This window comes from Saccharopolyspora thermophila, assembly GCF_014646075.1.
GTDB lineage: Bacteria > Actinomycetota > Actinomycetes > Mycobacteriales > Pseudonocardiaceae > Saccharopolyspora > Saccharopolyspora thermophila.
Genome location: NZ_BMMT01000003.1, coordinates 128217 through 144125 on the forward strand (window position 1 = coordinate 128217; position 15909 = coordinate 144125).

Here is a 15909-nt window from a genome sequence, read left to right on the forward strand (position 1 = left end):
GTCCGCGGCGGTCACGGCTTGGCGGAGACCTTGATCTCGCCGCGCGCGATGGCCGCCTTGTAGGCGTCCAGCGTGGGCACCAGGTCGTTGATCCTGCCGCCGGAGGTGGAGTAGTCGACGCCGCCGATGGACAGGTCGAACCTCTTCGGCAGCGTGCTCAGGTCGTTGCGCGCGACCGCCACGATGTAGTCGTACACCGCGAGGTCCACGCGCTTGAGCATGGAGCTGATGATCACGTCCCGGTACTCGGCCACCGTCGGCTGGTTGTACTGGTCGGAGTCCACACCGATGGCCATGGCGTCCGCCGACTTCACCGCGGAGAACACGCCCTTCCCGGAGGCGCCGGCCGCGTGGTAGAGCACATCGGCCCCGGCCTCCAGCTGGCCGGTGGCGATCTCCGAGCCCTTGTTCGGGTCCTGGAAACCGCTGAAGTCACCGGCCGGGGTCAGGTACCTGCGTTCGATCTTGATGTCCGGCGCGGCCGTCCGGGCCCCCTGCACGAAACCGGCCTCGAACTTCTCGATGAGCGGGGTCTGCACGCCGCCGACGAAACCGACCTGGCAGTTCCTCGACCGGTGCGCCGCGATGACGCCCGCGAGGAACGAGCCCTCCTCCTCGGCGAAGACCAGCGACGTGACGTTCGGCACTCCCTCGATGGTCTCGTCGATGATCGCGAACCTGGTTCCGGGGAACTCCGGGGCGACGATCTTCAGCGCGTCGGCGTAGGCGTAGCCGACGGCGATCACCGGGTTGTAGCCCTCCCGCGCCAGCTGCCGCAGCCGCGTCTGCTTGGCGTCCTCGGGCTCACCGGCACCGGCGTCAAGCTCCTTGACGTCGGTGAAGCCCATCTCGGCCCTGGCCCGGTCGAGCCCGGCCACCGAGGCGTCGTTGAACGAGGCGTCGCCGCGCCCGCCGATGTCGAAGGCCAGCCCGACCCGAAGGTTGCTCGCGTTCGGCGCGGGCTGCTGTTGGGTGTTCTGCGTGGTCGGGGCCGGCGCGGCGGCCGGCGGCGGGTTCAGCCGGCACCCCTGGCCAGCGGCATTGTCGCCGCCCCCTCCCCCGGTGTCTTTGGCGCAGCCGGCCAGCGCGACGATACTCGTGAGCAGCACTGCGGCGATTGATGCGCCGCCGCGGCGACCAGCAGTGACCGTGGCGCCATTCCGGCGCGAACGTCCGGCACCCGAGCGCCTTCCCCATGTCGGCGTTCGACGCATGCCGTTCCCCTTTCCTGTCGGTCCCACCGCGACCCCCCAGCCGCGCCTCCGGGCACGCCGGAGGGCCGCGGCGCCGGACGAACGCCGCCCGGAGCTGACGGCTTCCGGGTGGAATTGTTCTTCCGGTGCGCGGCGCACGCCATTCGGTGACGTGGCTCTCGAAATTAAGTCTTGACGCTGCGACTTGGGCATCGCTCGGACGTCACGAAATGATTTCTACATCGATCAACCGGATCGGGGTGCTTGTCTGGTCGATCACAGACGGCATAGGCGAGTAGGCCCGGGCGATACGTCGGGTCTAGCATCCCATGCGTCAAGGCCCCAGTTCGTGGCCGGTGACGGGCGTGCACCCAATGCCAAGTTGGGACCAACTGCGACTCGGGGCCGGTCGCCCCAGTTCGGAGAACGGGGCCGTCAGTCCACCAGCGAGGTTGGAGGCCTTCCACCATGGCCAGCACCACCGCCTCCGCGGCCGAGGCACCACAGCGCGCCACCGCACCGCGCGCCAAGGGGCGTCTCTACCGCGGCGATCTGGGCATGTGGTCGTGGGTCGCCCACCGGATCACGGGCGTACTCACCTTCTTCTTCTTGTTCGTGCACGTCTTGGACACCGCCCTGGTCCGGGTTTCCCCGAACGCCTACGACACGGTGATCAACACCTACAAGCACCCGGTGATGATCCTGTTCGAGCTGGGCCTGCTGGCAGCGGTGTTGTTCCACGCGTTCAACGGCATCCGGGTCATGCTGGTCGACTTCTGGTCCAAGGGGACCCGGTACCAGAAGCCCATGCTCTGGACCGTTGTGGCGCTGTGGCTGGTGCTGATCGTCCCGGCCGCCATCACGCTCATCGGCCGCGCCGTCACCGAACTCCTCGGGGGGCACTGACCATGACTGTCACCGAAGCACCGCTGTCCGTGGACAAGCCCCGGTCGTCGTCCCGGCCCGCTGCACGCCGTAACAACTTCGAGCTCTACAGCTGGCTGTTCATGCGGCTGTCCGGCGTGGTCCTGCTGCTCCTGGTGCTGGGGCACGTGCTGATCATGCTGTTCCTGGACGGCGGCGTACAGCGGATCAACTTCGCGTTCGTGGCCGGCCGGTGGGCGTCGCCGTTCTGGCAGTTCTGGGACCTGACGATGTTGTGGCTGGCCGCCCTGCACGGTGGTAACGGCCTGCGTACCGTCATCAACGACTACTCGCGCAAGGACGGCACGCGCTTCTGGCTGAAGATGCTGCTGTACGTCTCGGTCTTGCTCACCGTGGGTCTGGGCACCTTCGTTCTGTTCACCTTCGACCCGAACATCGGCTAGCGCCGCGGACGACCACAGCGTGGCGAGATCGACGCCGATCGCGGGTCTCGCCACAGCCCGAGGAGGCGACCATGCAATTCCACAAGTACGACGTGGTCATCGTCGGCGCCGGTGGCGCCGGGATGCGTGCGGCGATCGAGGCCGGGCAGCGGGCCCGCACCGCCGTGCTGACCAAGCTCTACCCCACCCGCTCCCACACCGGCGCGGCCCAGGGCGGCATGTGCGCCGCACTGGCCAACGTCGAGGAGGACAACTGGGAGTGGCACACCTTCGACACGATCAAGGGCGGTGACTACCTGGTCGACCAGGACGCCGCCGAGATCATGGCGAAGGAGGCCATCGACGCGGTCCTCGACCTGGAGAAGATGGGGCTGCCGTTCAACCGGACCCCGGAAGGCAAGATCGACCAGCGCCGGTTCGGCGGCCACACCCGCGACCACGGCAAGGCGCCGGTGCGCCGCGCCTGCTACGCCGCGGACCGCACCGGCCACATGATCCTGCAGACGCTGTACCAGAACTGCGTCAAGCACGGCGTGGAGTTCTTCAACGAGTTCTACGTGCTCGACATCGCCCTCAGCGAGGGGCCGGACGGCCCGGTCTGCTCCGGCGCCATCGCCTACGAGCTGGCCACCGGCGAGATCCACGTCTTCCAGGCCAAGTCGGTCATCTTCGCCACCGGCGGGTTCGGCAAGGTCTTCAAGACCACCTCCAACGCGCACACCCTGACCGGCGACGGGATGGGCATCATCTACCGCAAGGGCCTGCCGCTGGAGGACATGGAGTTCTACCAGTTCCACCCGACCGGCCTGGCCGGCCTGGGCATCCTGATCACCGAGGGCGTCCGCGGCGAGGGCGGCATCCTGCGCAACGCCGACGGCGAGCGGTTCATGGAGCGCTACGCCCCGACGATCAAGGACCTGGCCCCGCGCGACATCGTCGCCCGGTCGATGGCCCTGGAGGTGCTGGAGGGCCGCGGCGCGGGTCCGAACAAGGACTACGTGCTGCTGGACGTCACGCACCTCGGCGAGGAGCTGCTCGAGGCCAAGCTGCCGGACATCATGGAGTTCTCCCGCACCTACCTGGGCGTGGAGCCGACCAAGGAGCCGGTGCCGGTCTACCCGACCGCGCACTACGCGATGGGCGGCATCCCCACCAACGTGCAGGGCGAGGTGCTGCGGGACAACGAGCACACCGTCCCCGGCCTCTACGCGGCCGGTGAGTGCGCCTGCGTCTCGGTGCACGGCTCGAACCGCCTGGGCACCAACTCGCTGCTGGACATCAACGTGTTCGGCCGCCGCGCCGGCATCGCCGCCGCGGAGTACGCGCTCAGCCACGACCACGTGGAGCTGCCGGACGAGCCGGCCAAGCTGGTGCAGGGCATGGTCAACCACCTGCGCACCGCGCAGGGCGGCGAGCGGGTCGCCACGATCCGCACCGAGCTGCAGCAGACGATGGACGCCAACGCCTCGGTGTACCGCACCGAGGAGACCCTGAAGACGGCGCTGTCGGACGTGCAGGCGCTCAAGGAGCGCTACGGCCGGATCTCCGTGCACGACAAGGGCAAGCGGTACAACTCCGACCTGCTGGAGGCCATCGAGCTGGGCTTCCTGCTCGACCTGGCCGAGGCGCTGGTCAACGCGGCGCTGGCCCGCAAGGAGTCCCGCGGCGGGCACGCCCGCGAGGACTACCCGAACCGCGACGACGTGAACTTCATGCGGCACAGCATGCAGTACAAGGTGCTGCCGGAGAAGGAGGACCCGAACGCGCCGCTCGGGTTGACTGGCTTCCAGGCCGACATCCGCCTGGACTACAAGCCCGTCGTCGTCACCCGGTACCAGCCGATGGAGCGTAAGTACTGATGACCGCCGCCACCACGAACAAGGACACGACCGACCTGCCCTCCGACGCTCCGCCGATCCCCGACGGCGCCACGATGGTGACCGTCAAGATCCTGCGGTACAACCCGGAGACCGACGAGGACATGCACTGGGAGTCCTACCGGATCCCGGCGCTGCCCTCCGACCGCGTGCTGAACCTGCTGCACTACATCAAGTGGTACGTCGACGGCACGCTGACCTTCCGCCGGTCCTGCGCGCACGGTGTGTGCGGCTCCGACGCGATGCGGATCAACGGCGTGAACCGGCTGGCCTGCAAGGTCCTCATGAAGGACATGCTGGCCAAGGGCGGCGAGACCACCCTGACCATCGAGCCGATCAAGGGCCTGCCGGTCGAGAAGGACCTCGTGGTCAACATGGAGCCGTTCTTCGAGGCGTACCGCGCGGTCAAGCCGTACCTGATCACCACCGGCAACGAGCCGACCCGGGAGCGGATCCAGTCGGTGGCGGAGCGGGCCCGCTTCGACGACACCACCAAGTGCATCCTGTGCGCGGCGTGCACCACGTCGTGCCCGGTGTACTGGTCCGACGGCCACTACTTCGGCCCGGCGGCGATCGTCAACGCGCACCGGTTCATCTTCGACAGCCGCGACGAGGGTGCCGAGGAGCGTCTGGACATCCTCAACGACGTCGACGGCGTGTGGCGCTGCCGCACGACCTTCAACTGCACGGACGCCTGCCCGCGTGGCATCCAGGTCACCAAGGCGATCCAGGAGGTCAAGCGGGCCCTGATGTTCCGCCGCCGCTGACCACACCGACCGAACGGCGCTCGTCCCCCCCGGGGACGGGCGCCGTTTCTGCGTCGCACCGCATCTGGGCGTGTTCGTAGGGTGAGTGTGCTCGCGATCATGGCCCAACCCGGACCGCCCCCGGATTTCCCGACCGCTGCCCGTCGGCACTACCAGAACGCTCTGCTGCTGCGTAAGGAGCAACGGCTCCCGAATGCCGACCACGTCGCGGGCATGGCTGCCGAATGCGGGCTGAAGGCGATCCTTATTGGTTACCTGGACGGGTTCGTTAACAAGAAGAACAACAAGCCTGACCATCCCGTCCATCCATCGGGCAAGCCTGGCCCGTCATACGGCCACCTGCCCACGTTGTGGGAGGAGATCTGCCTGGTGGCCAGCGGGCGCAACGCGAATGCGTTTTATCTGGCCATGACGCAGAAGAACCCGTTCCATCGGTGAAGGGTCACAGAGCGTTATACCGATGGCCAGCACATCGATGCATCGCGTGTCGACGAACACCTGGAAGCCACCGAACGCATACCGTTCTTCTACCAGAAGGCCCAGCTCGATGGGGTGCTGCCGTGACCGTTCGTTTCGACACTGCGTGGGAGAACGTCTGCACACTTGCCGCAGAGGTCAGCCACAAAGGGCTTGACGTCGTGCTGGTACGCGACCTGGTCGGGCGACTTTGCCTGGTCATCGACGACCACGGTACGAGTTGTCTCCCGACGGCTCTGGACGACCGGATTCGCGAGGCCGCCGGTCCGTTTGCTGCCGCCACCCCACTGTTCCGTGCCAGTGAAATCTGTTCGATGCACTCGAATGGCTCCACTCGAATCGGGATCACGCCGACCAGCTGACGATCGGGATTCTGCAGGACGCGCAATCTTCGAGCTAAGGTATTTATACGGCACGACTGGCTCGACAAGCTCCAACTCAACTTCTCTCAGATGCCTCCAAGATCCTCTCCAATCCGGCGGACCTCGAATGGCCCCGCTCCAACCTTTACGGCCTACTCTTCCATTATCTCGGAAACGCGGACCACGAATACGCCCACATGTTCCGCCATATGACCGGAACATGGACGAGCAGTAGTAACAGGTTTCTACCGCCGGAGCCGTTGCTCGGAGACCCCGAGCGACAGCGTACTGTCTCCGTCTCGATTGCCGGTCCCTACATGGGCCTGACCGAAGGAGAGGGCACACCTACACATGGGTTCCCAACCACCTTGCTGATGGGGCTGGCCAAGTTAGCCCACGCAGCTTCCTCAACGCGCTCCGGACTGCCACCGAAAACTCCGAGGATCAGCACCCAGGACACTCCTTTGCGCTGCACTGGGAACCGATCAAGCAAGGCGTTCAAACCGCCTCTTCCATGCGCCTGAAGGAAATCACCGACGACATCAATTGGGTGCCAACCGCGATTGAACCGCTGCGTGGCAAGCAGGTTCCCATCGAGCAAGCCGAAGTGGAGGCGTGTTGGCAGCACGCAGGACCGCGGTCCGAGTTGGCAGCACTTCAGCAGAGGTCGTCGCACAATGAGTCGTCACCTGCGGGCCCTCGTGACCTCAGGCCGGGAAAGCTCATCGACGAGTTGATCGAACTGGGGATCATGACGCGCCGGAAGGACGACAGGCTTGACCTGCCGGACATCTACCGGATCACGTTCGGCCTGGGACGAAAGGGAGGGGTCCCCAGGGTAAGGCAGTCCTGACTCCTGGCGCTGATCATGGTCAGCGGCGGGCGGCGCGGTAGGCACGCCAGCCGAGCACCCCGATGATGGTGCCCAGGACCAGGGAGACCACCGCGATCACCAGGTGCACGACGAGGTAGCTCGTCGGGGCGCCGTCGGCCCAGGAGCGGTCGCTGTTCCAGATGTTGCGCATGAAGTTCGGCCACAGCAGGTACGACCACACGCCGAAGGCCAGCAGGAACAGCGCAACACGTCGGGAAATAGTCACGTTGCCCAGTATCCGCTGTAACGCGCTTCACCCGGCGGTCAGGGTCGTCCGGTCCGCGCCGCCGTGTGACGCCGATTGGCTAGCCTTCTCTGTGTGCCGTCGTGTGACCACAGTTCGGTCGTCCGCGCCAGGATCGCCCTGTGCGCCCTCGTCGCCACCGCGCTCCCGCTGACCGGCGGCGCTGCCGCGGCGCAGCCGCCCGCGTGCCCCAACGCCGTCGCCCCGCCGCCCCCGGTGGACACCTCCGAGGTACCGCCGCCGGGTGTGCCGGCCCCGCCACCGGTGCCGGTACCGGAGACGCCGGTCGGCGGCGACCGGTTGGCCGACTGCGGGCTGATCACCGCGCCGGGCGCACCGCTGCCGCCCGCCGAGGTCACCGCCGCCAGCTGGGTGCTCGCCGACCTGGACACCGGCGAGGTCCTGGCCGCCCGCGACCCGCACGCCCGGCACCGGCCCGCCTCGACGATCAAGGTGCTCACCGCACTGACCGCGCTGCGCGAACTCCGGCTGAACGACACGATTGTGGCCACCAAGGAGGACGCCAACCAGGAGGGCAGCCGGGTCGGGCTGAGCCCGGGCGTGACCTACACGGTCCAGCAGGTGCTGACCGGGCTTCTCCTGCAGTCCGGCAACGACGCCGCGCACGCGCTGGCGATGCGGATGGGCGGGATGGAGGCCACCGTCCAGAAGATGAACGCGCTCGCCAAGGAGCTCGGCGCGCTCGACACCCGGGCCGCGACACCATCCGGTCTGGACGGTCCGGGGATGAGCACGTCGGCCTACGACCTGGCGGTGATCTTCCGGGCGGCGATGCGCGAACCCGCCTTCGCCGCCATCGTCGCGACGCGCAACGCCACCCTGCCGGGCGCTCCCGGCGGCCCGCCGCTGGAAGTCTGGAACGACAACCAGATGCTGCGGCACTACCCCGGCGGCCTGGGCGGCAAGACCGGGTTCACCGACGACGCGCGGCACACCTACATCGCGGCGGCGGAGCGCAACGGACGCCGCCTGGTCGCGGTGCTGATGCGTGGCGAGAACAAGCCGGAACGGCTGTCCGCGCAGACCATGCGCCTGCTGGATCACGGCTTCGCGCTGGGCGGCGCCGAACCGGTCGGCGAACTCGTGACGACCTCGCCACGCCCACCGGCCGCGGAAGCCCAGGCGCAGGACAACGCCGCGCAACCCCAGGCGTCGTCGCTGTTCGGCACGGTGGGCGGCCCCCTGTCTCTTCTGGCGGCAGCGGCCGTCGCGGTGGCCGCGGCGGTCGGCGTGCGCCAACGCCGAGCCCGCCTCGCGGCAGCGGCCCGCCGCAACCGCCCCGAGGACGCCGACCACCCCTGACGCCTCACGTCGGCATCCGCAGCACTCGCACCGAGCACTCAGGCGTCCACCGCCGGGCGCGCTGTACCGGGGATCCCGTGGGTTCACCGACGAATTGCGCGCCACCGCGCAGCATGTCGTCTGAGCCGAGGAGGGACGTTGCCGATCGAGGCCGAGCTGAAAGCCCGCGTGCGTGATCCGGGAACCTTGTCCGCGCGGCTGCTGCGGCGGGGCGAGGCCGAGCAGTACACCGATGCCGTGGCAGCGCAGCGGGCGAACTGAGCAGACGTCGCCTGGGCCCCTCAGGGGCGTCGGCGCCGCCAGGCCCAGCCCGCCACCGCGCCCAAGCCGACCAGACCCACGGCGGAGCGCAGGCCCGGCCGGTGGCGGACCTGGACGACCGGCCGGATGATGGCCGGGCCCGGCGGCTCCGGCCGCGCCAGCTCCAGGTTCTCCGGCGCGGACGCCGTCCAGGCGGTGACGAACAGGATGAACCGCGACGCGAGGTTCGCGAACACCAGCAGACCGAGAATCGGCCCGAACGCCGCGCCCGCCGGCGACGTGGTGACGCTGTTCAGGTAGAGCACGCCGACCTGCTTGAGAATCTCGAAACCGATCGCGCCGAACAGCGCGCCCCGCACCGCGCTGCGCAACGAGACGGGTTTGCGCGGCAACCGCGCCAGCACCCAGAGGAACACCAGCCAGCTCGCCGCCAGCGACAGCAGTATCGACAGCAACCGCAGCACCAGCAGCGCGACCGGGCTGTCCTCGACCCCGACCAGCTCGAACAGCCGCCGCCCGACACCGCCGAGGGCGCTGATGCCGAAGGAGAGCACGATCGCGGCGCCGAGGCCGATCAGCGACAGCAGGTCGGACACCGTTCGCCGGACGATCGACTGCTTCTCCGCCTCCTGCGTCCACTGGGCGGTCAGCGCCTCGCGCAGGTTCGTCATCCAGCCGAGCCCCGAGTACAGCGCGGCCAGCAGCCCGATCACGCCGACCGCACCGGCCTGCCGGATCGCCTGCTGGACGACCCCGGTGAGCATCTCGCTCATCGCCGGGCTGGGCACCGCCTCGGTGATCGAGGTCTGCAGCCGGGCCAGCAGGTCGGGGTTGCCGGCCAGCACGAAACCGGCCACCGCGAAGGCGATCATCAGCAGCGGCACCAGGGCCAGCACACTGAAGTAGGTGATCGCGGCGGCGTAGTAGTCGCCGTACTGGCGCTGGTAGCGCTCGAAGGCCCGGATCAGCCGATCCAGCCACGGGTGCCGACGCCGCAGCAGGGCCAGCCGACCGGGCTTGGTGGAGTCCTGCTCACCGGCCACGGTGCACCTCCCGCCGCAACGGCTTCCCCCGAACGGTGGCAGGCTACCCGTTGTCGATCAGTTCAGCGCACCGGCGGCAGGAAGCCCACCCGATCGAACACCGTGCGCAGCGTCTCCGACGCGACCTCGCGGGCCCGCTCAGCGCCACGGTGCAACAGCTTGTCCAGCTCCGCCGGGTCGTCGAGGTAGCCGCGGACCTTCTCCTGGAACGGGGTGACGAACTCGACCACGACCTCGCCGAGGTCCTTCTTCAGGTCGCCGTAGCCCTTGCCCTGGTAGGCCGCCTCCAGGTCGGTGATGCTGCGGCCGGACAGCGCCGAGTAGATCACCAGCAGGTTGCTGATACCCGGCTTGTTCTCCACGTCGTAGCGGATCTCGCGCTCCAGGTCGGTGACCGCGGAGCGGATCTTCTTGGCCGAGCGCTTCGGCTGCTCCAGCAGTTCGACGACCCCGGCGGGCACCGACTTGCTCATCTTCGACGTCGGGTCCTGCAGATCGTAGATCTTGGCGGTGTCCTTGGGGATGTGCGCGGCCGGGACGGTGAAGGTCTGCCCGTAGCGGGAGTTGAAGCGCTGCGCCAGGTTGCGGGTGAGCTCCAGGTGCTGGCGCTGGTCCTCGCCGACCGGGACCGCGTCGGCCTGGTAGAGCAGGATGTCGGCGGCCTGCAACACCGGGTAGGTGAACAGCCCGACGCTGACGTGGTCGGCCTCCTGGCGGGCGGACTTGTCCTTGAACTGGGTCATCCGGCCGGCCTCGCCGAACCCGGTCAGGCACTCCAGGACCCAGCCGAGCTGGGCGTGCTCGGGGACGTGGCTCTGCACGAAGAGCGTCGAGCGGTCGGGGTCGATACCGATGGCCAGCAGCTGGGCGGCGGACAACCGGGTGCGCTGCCGCAGCAGCTCCGGGTCCTGCGCGACGGTGATGGCGTGCAGGTCGACGACGCAGTAGAAGGCGTCGTGGTCGTCCTGCATGGTGACCCACTCCCGCAGGGCGCCCAGGTAGTTGCCGAGGTGGAACGAGTCGGCGGTCGGCTGGATGCCGGACAGCACGCGCGGGCGCGGCTGTGCGTTGTTCTGGGGTGCGGGGCTGTCGCTGCTCACGCCGTGATTCTCGCAAGTGCGGCCGCGGCGGCGGGAGCGACCCACCGGTTCGCCCCTGCTCAGTTCTTGCGCTGGTTCTCCGGCTGGATCTTCTTCTTGCGGAAGGCACCGGCGACCATGCCGACCACGCCGAGCCCGACGGCGGTCAGGCCCACCGGGGTGCTCAGCGATTCGAGCGGGCTGCGTTCGGCGATCACGGTCAGCTCAGCGGCAGCGGCGCCGCTTGCGGTTACCATCAGCGCGGCGGTGGGTGCGGCGCTGAGCACGGTGATCCGCGCACCGACGCGAGACATTCGGCTACGCACGAGCGTGCCTCCCTGCGACAGTTGACCCGTTCGGGTCACCTATTCGTTCGAGTTCGGTGGCGGACCGTACCGACCGCCGGGGAAAGTCGTGGTCGCTCCGCGTACACCGGCCACGACGGAGTGATCATATTTTCCGCTTCGCGGGCTTCGGCGCGGGGGCTCCGCCGGACGCTGTCGGCCCAGATCAGCGGGGTTCCGGCGGGGTGCGGGCCGCGGTGGCCCGCGCACAGCCAGGCGGTTGAGCGGAGGTGATGCCGAGCTGCACCCGCCTGGGTCGCCCGTACGTGGTGGTCCGTTGCCGCGCCGGACGGCCCACCCGGTCCGCCAGCCGGTGCAGCTCCTCCACGGTGCGTGCGGAGCCGTGCTCGGAACCGGCCATGCGGCTGATGGTCTCCTCCATCAACGTGCCGCCCACGTCGTTCGCCCCGCCGTCGAGCACCTCGGATGTGCCGTCGTCGCCCAGCTTCACCCACGAGCACTGGACGTTGTCGATACGGCCGTGCAGCAGGACGCGGGCCATCGCGTGCACCGCCCGGTTGTCGCGGCGCGTCGGGCCGGGCCGGGCGAGACCGGCCAGGTAGATGGGCGCGTTGCGGTGCACGAACGGCAGCGGCACGAACTCGGTGAACCCGGCCGCGCCGTGCTCGGCCGCGCGGTCCTGCACCGCCGCGAGGGTGCGGAAGTGGCCGAGCCAGTGCTTCGGCGCGTCGACGTGGCCGTACATCATCGTCGACGACGACGGGATGCCCAGCCGGTGCGCGGTGCTGATCACCTCGATCCATTCGGCCGCCGGCAGCTTGCCCTTGGTCAGCACCCAGCGCACCTCGTCGTCGAGGATCTCCGCCGCGGTGCCGGGGATGCTGCCCAGCCCGGCCTCCTTCAGCTCGGCGAGCCAGTCGGCGATGCTCACCCCGGCCTTGGCCGCGGCGCTGACCACCTCCATCGGGCTGAACGCGTGGACGTGCATCTCCGGCACGCGCCGCTTGACCGCCCGCACCAGCTCGGCGTAGCCGGAGGTGGGCAGGCGCGGGTCGATGCCGCCCTGCATGCAGACCTCGGTGGCCCCGGCGCGCCATGCCTCCTCGGCGCGGTCGGCGACCTCCTCCGGCGAGAACCGGTAGGCGTCGGCGTCCCGCTCCCGCTGCGCGAAGGCGCAGAAACGGCAGCCGACGTAGCAGATGTTGGAGAAGTTGATGTTGCGGTTCACCACGTAGGTGACGTCGTCGCCCACGACGTCGTGGCGCAGCGCGTCGGCGATCCGCGTCAGCTCGTCCAACGCGGGCCCGTCGCAGGTCAGCAGGGCCATGGCCAGCGCAGTGCGGCTCTGGTCGAGCAGCGCGGCCGGGTCCGACTCGGCCAGCCGCAGCCCGTCGCGCACGTCGGCGTCGAGATGTTCCGGCGCGCGCCCGCCCGGCAGCTGCTGCCGCAGCTCGTCCCAGTCGCCGTAGACGGTGTCGAAGTCGCCGCGGCGGTCCGTGGTGCGGCCCGCGGTGTCGATGCTGCGGTGCAGGTCGGTGCGGCCGAGCGAGGCGAAACCGCCGTCGGGTTCCTGCCACTCGCGGCCCACCGGCTCGGCGTCCGGACGGGCGAGGCCGTCCGGACCGGCGAGCGCGGCGACGTGCCCGGCGACCCGCAGGTCCAGCCACTGGGTGGAGTCCGCGGCCAGCCCGGCCCGCACGTAGCGCGGGTAGGCCGTCAGGCGTTCACGCAGTTCGAAACCGGCTTCCCGGGTCATGGCCTCGAGCTCGTCGACCCGCGGCCACGGGTGCTCGGGGCTGACGTGGTCCGGGGTCACCGGCGACACCCCGCCCCAGTCGTCAATCCCGGCGCGCAGCATCAGCAGCTGCTGGTCGCCGACGAGGTTCGGCGGCGCCTGCACGCTCACTCCGGAGGGCATGAGCAGCCGGGCCACCGCGACGGTCGCGGCCAGGTCATGTAGGTCGGCGTCGGGCACGTCGCGCATCGCGGTGTCGGGTTTGGCGCGGAAGTTCTGCACGATGACCTCCTGCAGGTGCCCGTACTGGCGGGCCAGTCCGCGCAGGGCGAGCAGCGACTCGGCCCGCTCGGTGCGGGTCTCGCCGATGCCGATGAGGATTCCGCTGGTGAACGGCACCGCGACGCGCCCGGCGTCGGCCAGTGCCCGCAACCGGACGGCGGGTTGCTTGTCCGGGCTGCCGAAGTGCGGGCCGCCCTTGCCGCGCCACAACCGCTCCGCGGTGGTCTCCAGCATCATGCCCATGCTCGGCGCGACCGGCTTGAGCCTGGTCAGCTCCGTCCAGGACAGCACGCCCGGGTTGAGGTGCGGCAGCAGGCCGGTCTCCTCCAGCACCGCGATGGCGCAGGCGCGCAGATAGTCCACTGTAGAGGAATAGCCGCGCGCCGCCAGCCACTCGGCCGCCGCCGACCAGCGCTCCTCCGGTCGGTCGCCCAGGGTGAACAGTGCTTCCTTGCACCCGGCGGCGGCACCCTGGCGGGCGATCTCCAGCACCTCCTCGCGTTCCAGGAACGCCGACTCCACGCGGTGCGGCACGGTGGCGAAGGTGCAGTAGTGGCAGCGGTCCCGGCACAACCGCGTCAACGGGATGAACACGTTGCGGCTGTAGGTGACCACGTCGGCGCGGCCCTCGGCGACCAGGTGCGCGTCCCTGGCCCGCGCGGCCGCGGCCATCAGCGCCTGGAGGTCGTCGCCGCGGGCGTGCAGCAGGGTCGCGGCTTCGGTGACGTCCAGCGAGACGCCGTCCGCGGCGCGGCGGAGCGCGCGGCGCATCGCCGACTCGCTGGGAGTGGGCTCTGGCGGGGCGAGTTCCAGATCTACCGACACCCCTGCGACTCTAGGCACTTTCCCAGGCGCGGCAGCCCGTTGTGCGAAACCGCACGTGCCGCAACCCGTTCGCCGGTCGCGCGATCCCGGCGTCTCGGACATCGTGGCGGAGGGCCGCAGGAGTCGTTCCCGGCTACCGAATTACTCCGTTCCGCCCTACCCGCGATCACCGGATCAGGTCAGAATCCGACGAAACCCGCTCGGGCCGGGCGAGGACCGCGCCGACGTGCCGTAGTGGACGCGTCGGCGATCACGGGGTGGGTCCGCGCGGAACGCCCTGGGCACCGCTGGGTGAATCGCACTTTGTCTCCACAGGAGGGACACACGTGTCACGCACAAGGATGAGCGGTCGGGCGGCGCGCATCGCCGGTTCGGTGCTCGCGCTGGCGCTGCTGGTGCCCACCGGCATCGTCGGCGCCGCCGAACCCGCGCCCGCGGCCACCGCCGCGCCGGCGCACTTCGTCGTGCTCGGCCCGACCGGCGACGGCCTGCGGCAGACCGAGGACTCGGTGCGCGCCGCCGGCGGCACCGTCGTGCAGAGCTGGCCGCAGATCGGCGTGGTCATCGCGACCTCGACCGACCCCGGGTTCGCCGCGGCCGTGCGCACCCAGCCCGCCGTCGAACAGGCCGGGGCCAGCCGCAACCTCGCCGAGCAGCTGCCGCCCGCCCAGTCCACCCGACTGGAGACGCTGGAGGGTGAGCTGAACGTCAACGCGCTCGCCGCCAGGCCCGGGCAGGAGCCACTGGAGCCGGAGCAGTGGGACCTGCGGCAGATCCGGTCCGACAAGGCCAACGCGATCTCCCAGGGCAGCAAGGACGTCGTGGTCGGCGTGCTGGACTACGGCATCGACCCGCAGCATCCCGACCTCAGGCCGAACCTGGACGTGTCCAAGTCGGTGAGCTGCGTGAACGAGGGTGTGCCGGACACCCGCCAGGAAGCCTGGCGGCCGCAGAACACCGAACAGGCCCACGGCACCCACGTCGCGGGCAGCATCGCCGCCGCGCGCAACGGCGTCGGCGTGGCCGGGGTCGCCCCGAACGTCACGCTCGCCTCGGTGCGCGTCATCGACGACGACGGGTTCATCTACCCCGAGTACGCGGTGTGCGGGTTCATCTGGGCCGCCGAGCATGGTTTCGACGTCACCAACAACTCCTACTTCGTCGACCCGTGGTACCTGTGGTGCGACAGCGACCCGGACCAGCGGGCGGCTGCCGAGGCGGTGCGCCGCGCGGTCGCCTACGCGGCGAGCAGGGACGTCGTCACGGTCGTCTCGGCGGGCAACAGCAACTGGGACCTGTCCAGGCCGATCCGCGACACCAACAGCCCGAACAACGGCGGCCCGACGCAGGACCGCCTGACCGACCATGAGTGCCACATCCTGCCGGGCGAGCTGCCGGGCGTGGTCTCGGTGTCGGCCGTGGGCGTGCAGGCGGTGAAGTCGTACTACTCCAACTACGGGCTGGGTTCGATCACGGTCACCGCGCCGGGTGGTGACGCGCGGCAGATCCCGCCGACGCCGTCGCAGAACGGCCGCGTGCTGTCCTCGGTCCCCGGCGGCGGTTGGGGCTGGATGCAGGGCACCTCCATGGCCGGACCGCACGCGGCGGGCGTGGTGGCGCTGCTGCGGAGCACGCACCCGACGTGGAGCGCCCAGCAGGTGGTCGGCGCGCTGACCAACCAGGCGGACACCCTGCCGTGCCCGGCGAACTACGACCCGGACGGCGACGGCAAGCCGGACGCGGTGTGCGCCGGTGGCCCGAACGGAGCGGGTTTCTACGGGGCGGGCCTGGTGGACGCCCTCGACGCCGTGAAATAGCCCGGAAGAGTGATGTGTGCGGGGCACCTCCGACCGAATCGGCCGGTCGGGGGTGCCTTTTCGCCTGGCCGGGTTGCTGGGCGGGGGTTGCGGCAGGAGAGTTTGATCGGACGGTGT

Annotated in this window: 16 protein-coding genes; 10 read left to right on the forward strand and 6 right to left on the reverse strand. The window is 69.7% G+C overall.

The window, feature by feature from the left end:
* Positions 1 to 11: 11 nt before the first annotated feature.
* Entirely contained in the window at positions 12 to 1109 is a 1098-nt protein-coding gene (locus tag IEY17_RS06735) for a BMP family lipoprotein (protein WP_229679898.1), read from the reverse strand.
* Positions 1110 to 1661: 552 nt separating this feature from the next.
* On the opposite strand from IEY17_RS06735, the gene sdhC reads away from it, so the two are divergent.
* The 7 genes from sdhC to IEY17_RS06770 all read left to right on the forward strand — a co-directional run bounded on the left by sdhC (position 1662) and on the right by IEY17_RS06770 (position 6857).
* Positions 1662 to 2099 (forward strand): succinate dehydrogenase, cytochrome b556 subunit, encoded by a 438-nt coding sequence (gene sdhC, locus IEY17_RS06740; protein ID WP_188986423.1) that lies wholly within the window; start codon positions 1662 to 1664, stop codon positions 2097 to 2099.
* 2 nt (positions 2100 to 2101) lie between these two features.
* Entirely contained in the window at positions 2102 to 2521 is a 420-nt protein-coding gene (locus IEY17_RS06745; protein ID WP_188986424.1) for a succinate dehydrogenase hydrophobic membrane anchor subunit, read from the forward strand.
* A 71-nt stretch (positions 2522 to 2592) separates the two neighbouring features.
* Positions 2593 to 4380, forward strand: coding sequence for a succinate dehydrogenase flavoprotein subunit (sdhA, locus tag IEY17_RS06750; RefSeq protein WP_188986425.1), 1788 nt, complete (start codon positions 2593 to 2595; stop codon positions 4378 to 4380).
* Positions 4380 to 5165: a succinate dehydrogenase iron-sulfur subunit gene (locus IEY17_RS06755; protein WP_188986426.1), complete on the forward strand. Its 786-nt coding sequence runs from the start codon at positions 4380 to 4382 to the stop codon at positions 5163 to 5165. The genes sdhA and IEY17_RS06755 overlap by 1 nt, the downstream gene beginning before the upstream one ends.
* Positions 5166 to 5252: 87 nt before the next feature.
* Positions 5253 to 5603 carry a hypothetical protein gene (locus IEY17_RS06760; protein WP_188986427.1) on the forward strand — a complete coding sequence of 117 codons (351 nt, stop codon included), beginning with the start codon at positions 5253 to 5255 and terminating at the stop codon, positions 5601 to 5603.
* Positions 5604 to 5725: 122 nt separating this feature from the next.
* Positions 5726 to 6004: a hypothetical protein gene (locus IEY17_RS06765; protein ID WP_188986428.1), complete on the forward strand. Its 279-nt coding sequence runs from the start codon at positions 5726 to 5728 to the stop codon at positions 6002 to 6004.
* 514 nt (positions 6005 to 6518) lie between these two features.
* A complete protein-coding gene (locus IEY17_RS06770) occupies positions 6519 to 6857 on the forward strand; it encodes a hypothetical protein (protein ID WP_188986429.1) in 339 nt (112 codons plus the stop codon).
* Positions 6858 to 6876: 19 nt separating this feature from the next.
* On the opposite strand, the gene IEY17_RS06775 is transcribed toward IEY17_RS06770, so the two are convergent.
* Entirely contained in the window at positions 6877 to 7104 is a 228-nt protein-coding gene (locus IEY17_RS06775) for an SCO4848 family membrane protein (RefSeq protein WP_188986430.1), read from the reverse strand.
* A gap of 93 nt (positions 7105 to 7197) precedes the next feature.
* Between IEY17_RS06775 and IEY17_RS06780 the strand changes: the two genes are divergently transcribed.
* Positions 7198 to 8445 carry a D-alanyl-D-alanine carboxypeptidase family protein gene (locus tag IEY17_RS06780; protein ID WP_188986431.1) on the forward strand — a complete coding sequence of 416 codons (1248 nt, stop codon included), beginning with the start codon at positions 7198 to 7200 and terminating at the stop codon, positions 8443 to 8445.
* 138 nt (positions 8446 to 8583) lie between these two features.
* On the forward strand, positions 8584 to 8706 hold the full coding sequence (locus IEY17_RS25750; protein ID WP_268240302.1) for a hypothetical protein: 123 nt from the start codon (positions 8584 to 8586) through the stop codon (positions 8704 to 8706).
* A gap of 20 nt (positions 8707 to 8726) precedes the next feature.
* Here IEY17_RS25750 and yhjD read toward each other — a convergent pair whose 3' ends face one another.
* The 4 genes from yhjD to IEY17_RS06800 form a co-directional block, all read right to left on the reverse strand.
* A complete protein-coding gene (gene yhjD, locus IEY17_RS06785) occupies positions 8727 to 9749 on the reverse strand; it encodes an inner membrane protein YhjD (protein ID WP_188986432.1) in 1023 nt (340 codons plus the stop codon).
* A 62-nt stretch (positions 9750 to 9811) separates the two neighbouring features.
* Complete coding sequence (gene trpS, locus IEY17_RS06790; protein ID WP_188986433.1) at positions 9812 to 10849, reverse strand: tryptophan--tRNA ligase; 1038 nt, start codon at positions 10847 to 10849, stop codon at positions 9812 to 9814.
* Positions 10850 to 10908: 59 nt separating this feature from the next.
* A complete protein-coding gene (locus IEY17_RS06795; RefSeq protein WP_229679899.1) occupies positions 10909 to 11142 on the reverse strand; it encodes a hypothetical protein in 234 nt (77 codons plus the stop codon).
* 196 nt (positions 11143 to 11338) lie between these two features.
* The gene (locus IEY17_RS06800; RefSeq protein WP_229679926.1) at positions 11339 to 13921 is read right to left on the reverse strand and encodes a bifunctional FO biosynthesis protein CofGH; all 2583 of its coding nucleotides are present in this window, start codon (positions 13919 to 13921) and stop codon (positions 11339 to 11341) included.
* A gap of 380 nt (positions 13922 to 14301) precedes the next feature.
* On the opposite strand from IEY17_RS06800, the gene IEY17_RS06805 reads away from it, so the two are divergent.
* Positions 14302 to 15792 carry a S8 family peptidase gene (locus IEY17_RS06805; protein WP_229679900.1) on the forward strand — a complete coding sequence of 497 codons (1491 nt, stop codon included), beginning with the start codon at positions 14302 to 14304 and terminating at the stop codon, positions 15790 to 15792.
* The last annotated feature ends 117 nt before the right edge of the window (positions 15793 to 15909 follow it).

Bases quoted from the DNA above. Each gene is read 5' to 3' on its own strand.
- IEY17_RS06795 (WP_229679899.1), bottom strand. From the start codon at position 11,142: ATGTCTCGCGTCGGTGCGCGGATCACCGTGCTCAGCGCCGCACCCACC.
- sdhA (WP_188986425.1), top strand. From the start codon at position 2,593: ATGCAATTCCACAAGTACGACGTGGTCATCGTCGGCGCCGGTGGCGCC.
- IEY17_RS06755 (WP_188986426.1), top strand. From the start codon at position 4,380: ATGACCGCCGCCACCACGAACAAGGACACGACCGACCTGCCCTCCGAC.
- IEY17_RS06770 (WP_188986429.1), top strand. From the start codon at position 6,519: ATGCGCCTGAAGGAAATCACCGACGACATCAATTGGGTGCCAACCGCG.
- IEY17_RS06800 (WP_229679926.1), bottom strand. From the start codon at position 13,921: ATGCGCCGCGCGCTCCGCCGCGCCGCGGACGGCGTCTCGCTGGACGTC.
- sdhC (WP_188986423.1), top strand. From the start codon at position 1,662: ATGGCCAGCACCACCGCCTCCGCGGCCGAGGCACCACAGCGCGCCACC.
- IEY17_RS06745 (WP_188986424.1), top strand. From the start codon at position 2,102: ATGACTGTCACCGAAGCACCGCTGTCCGTGGACAAGCCCCGGTCGTCG.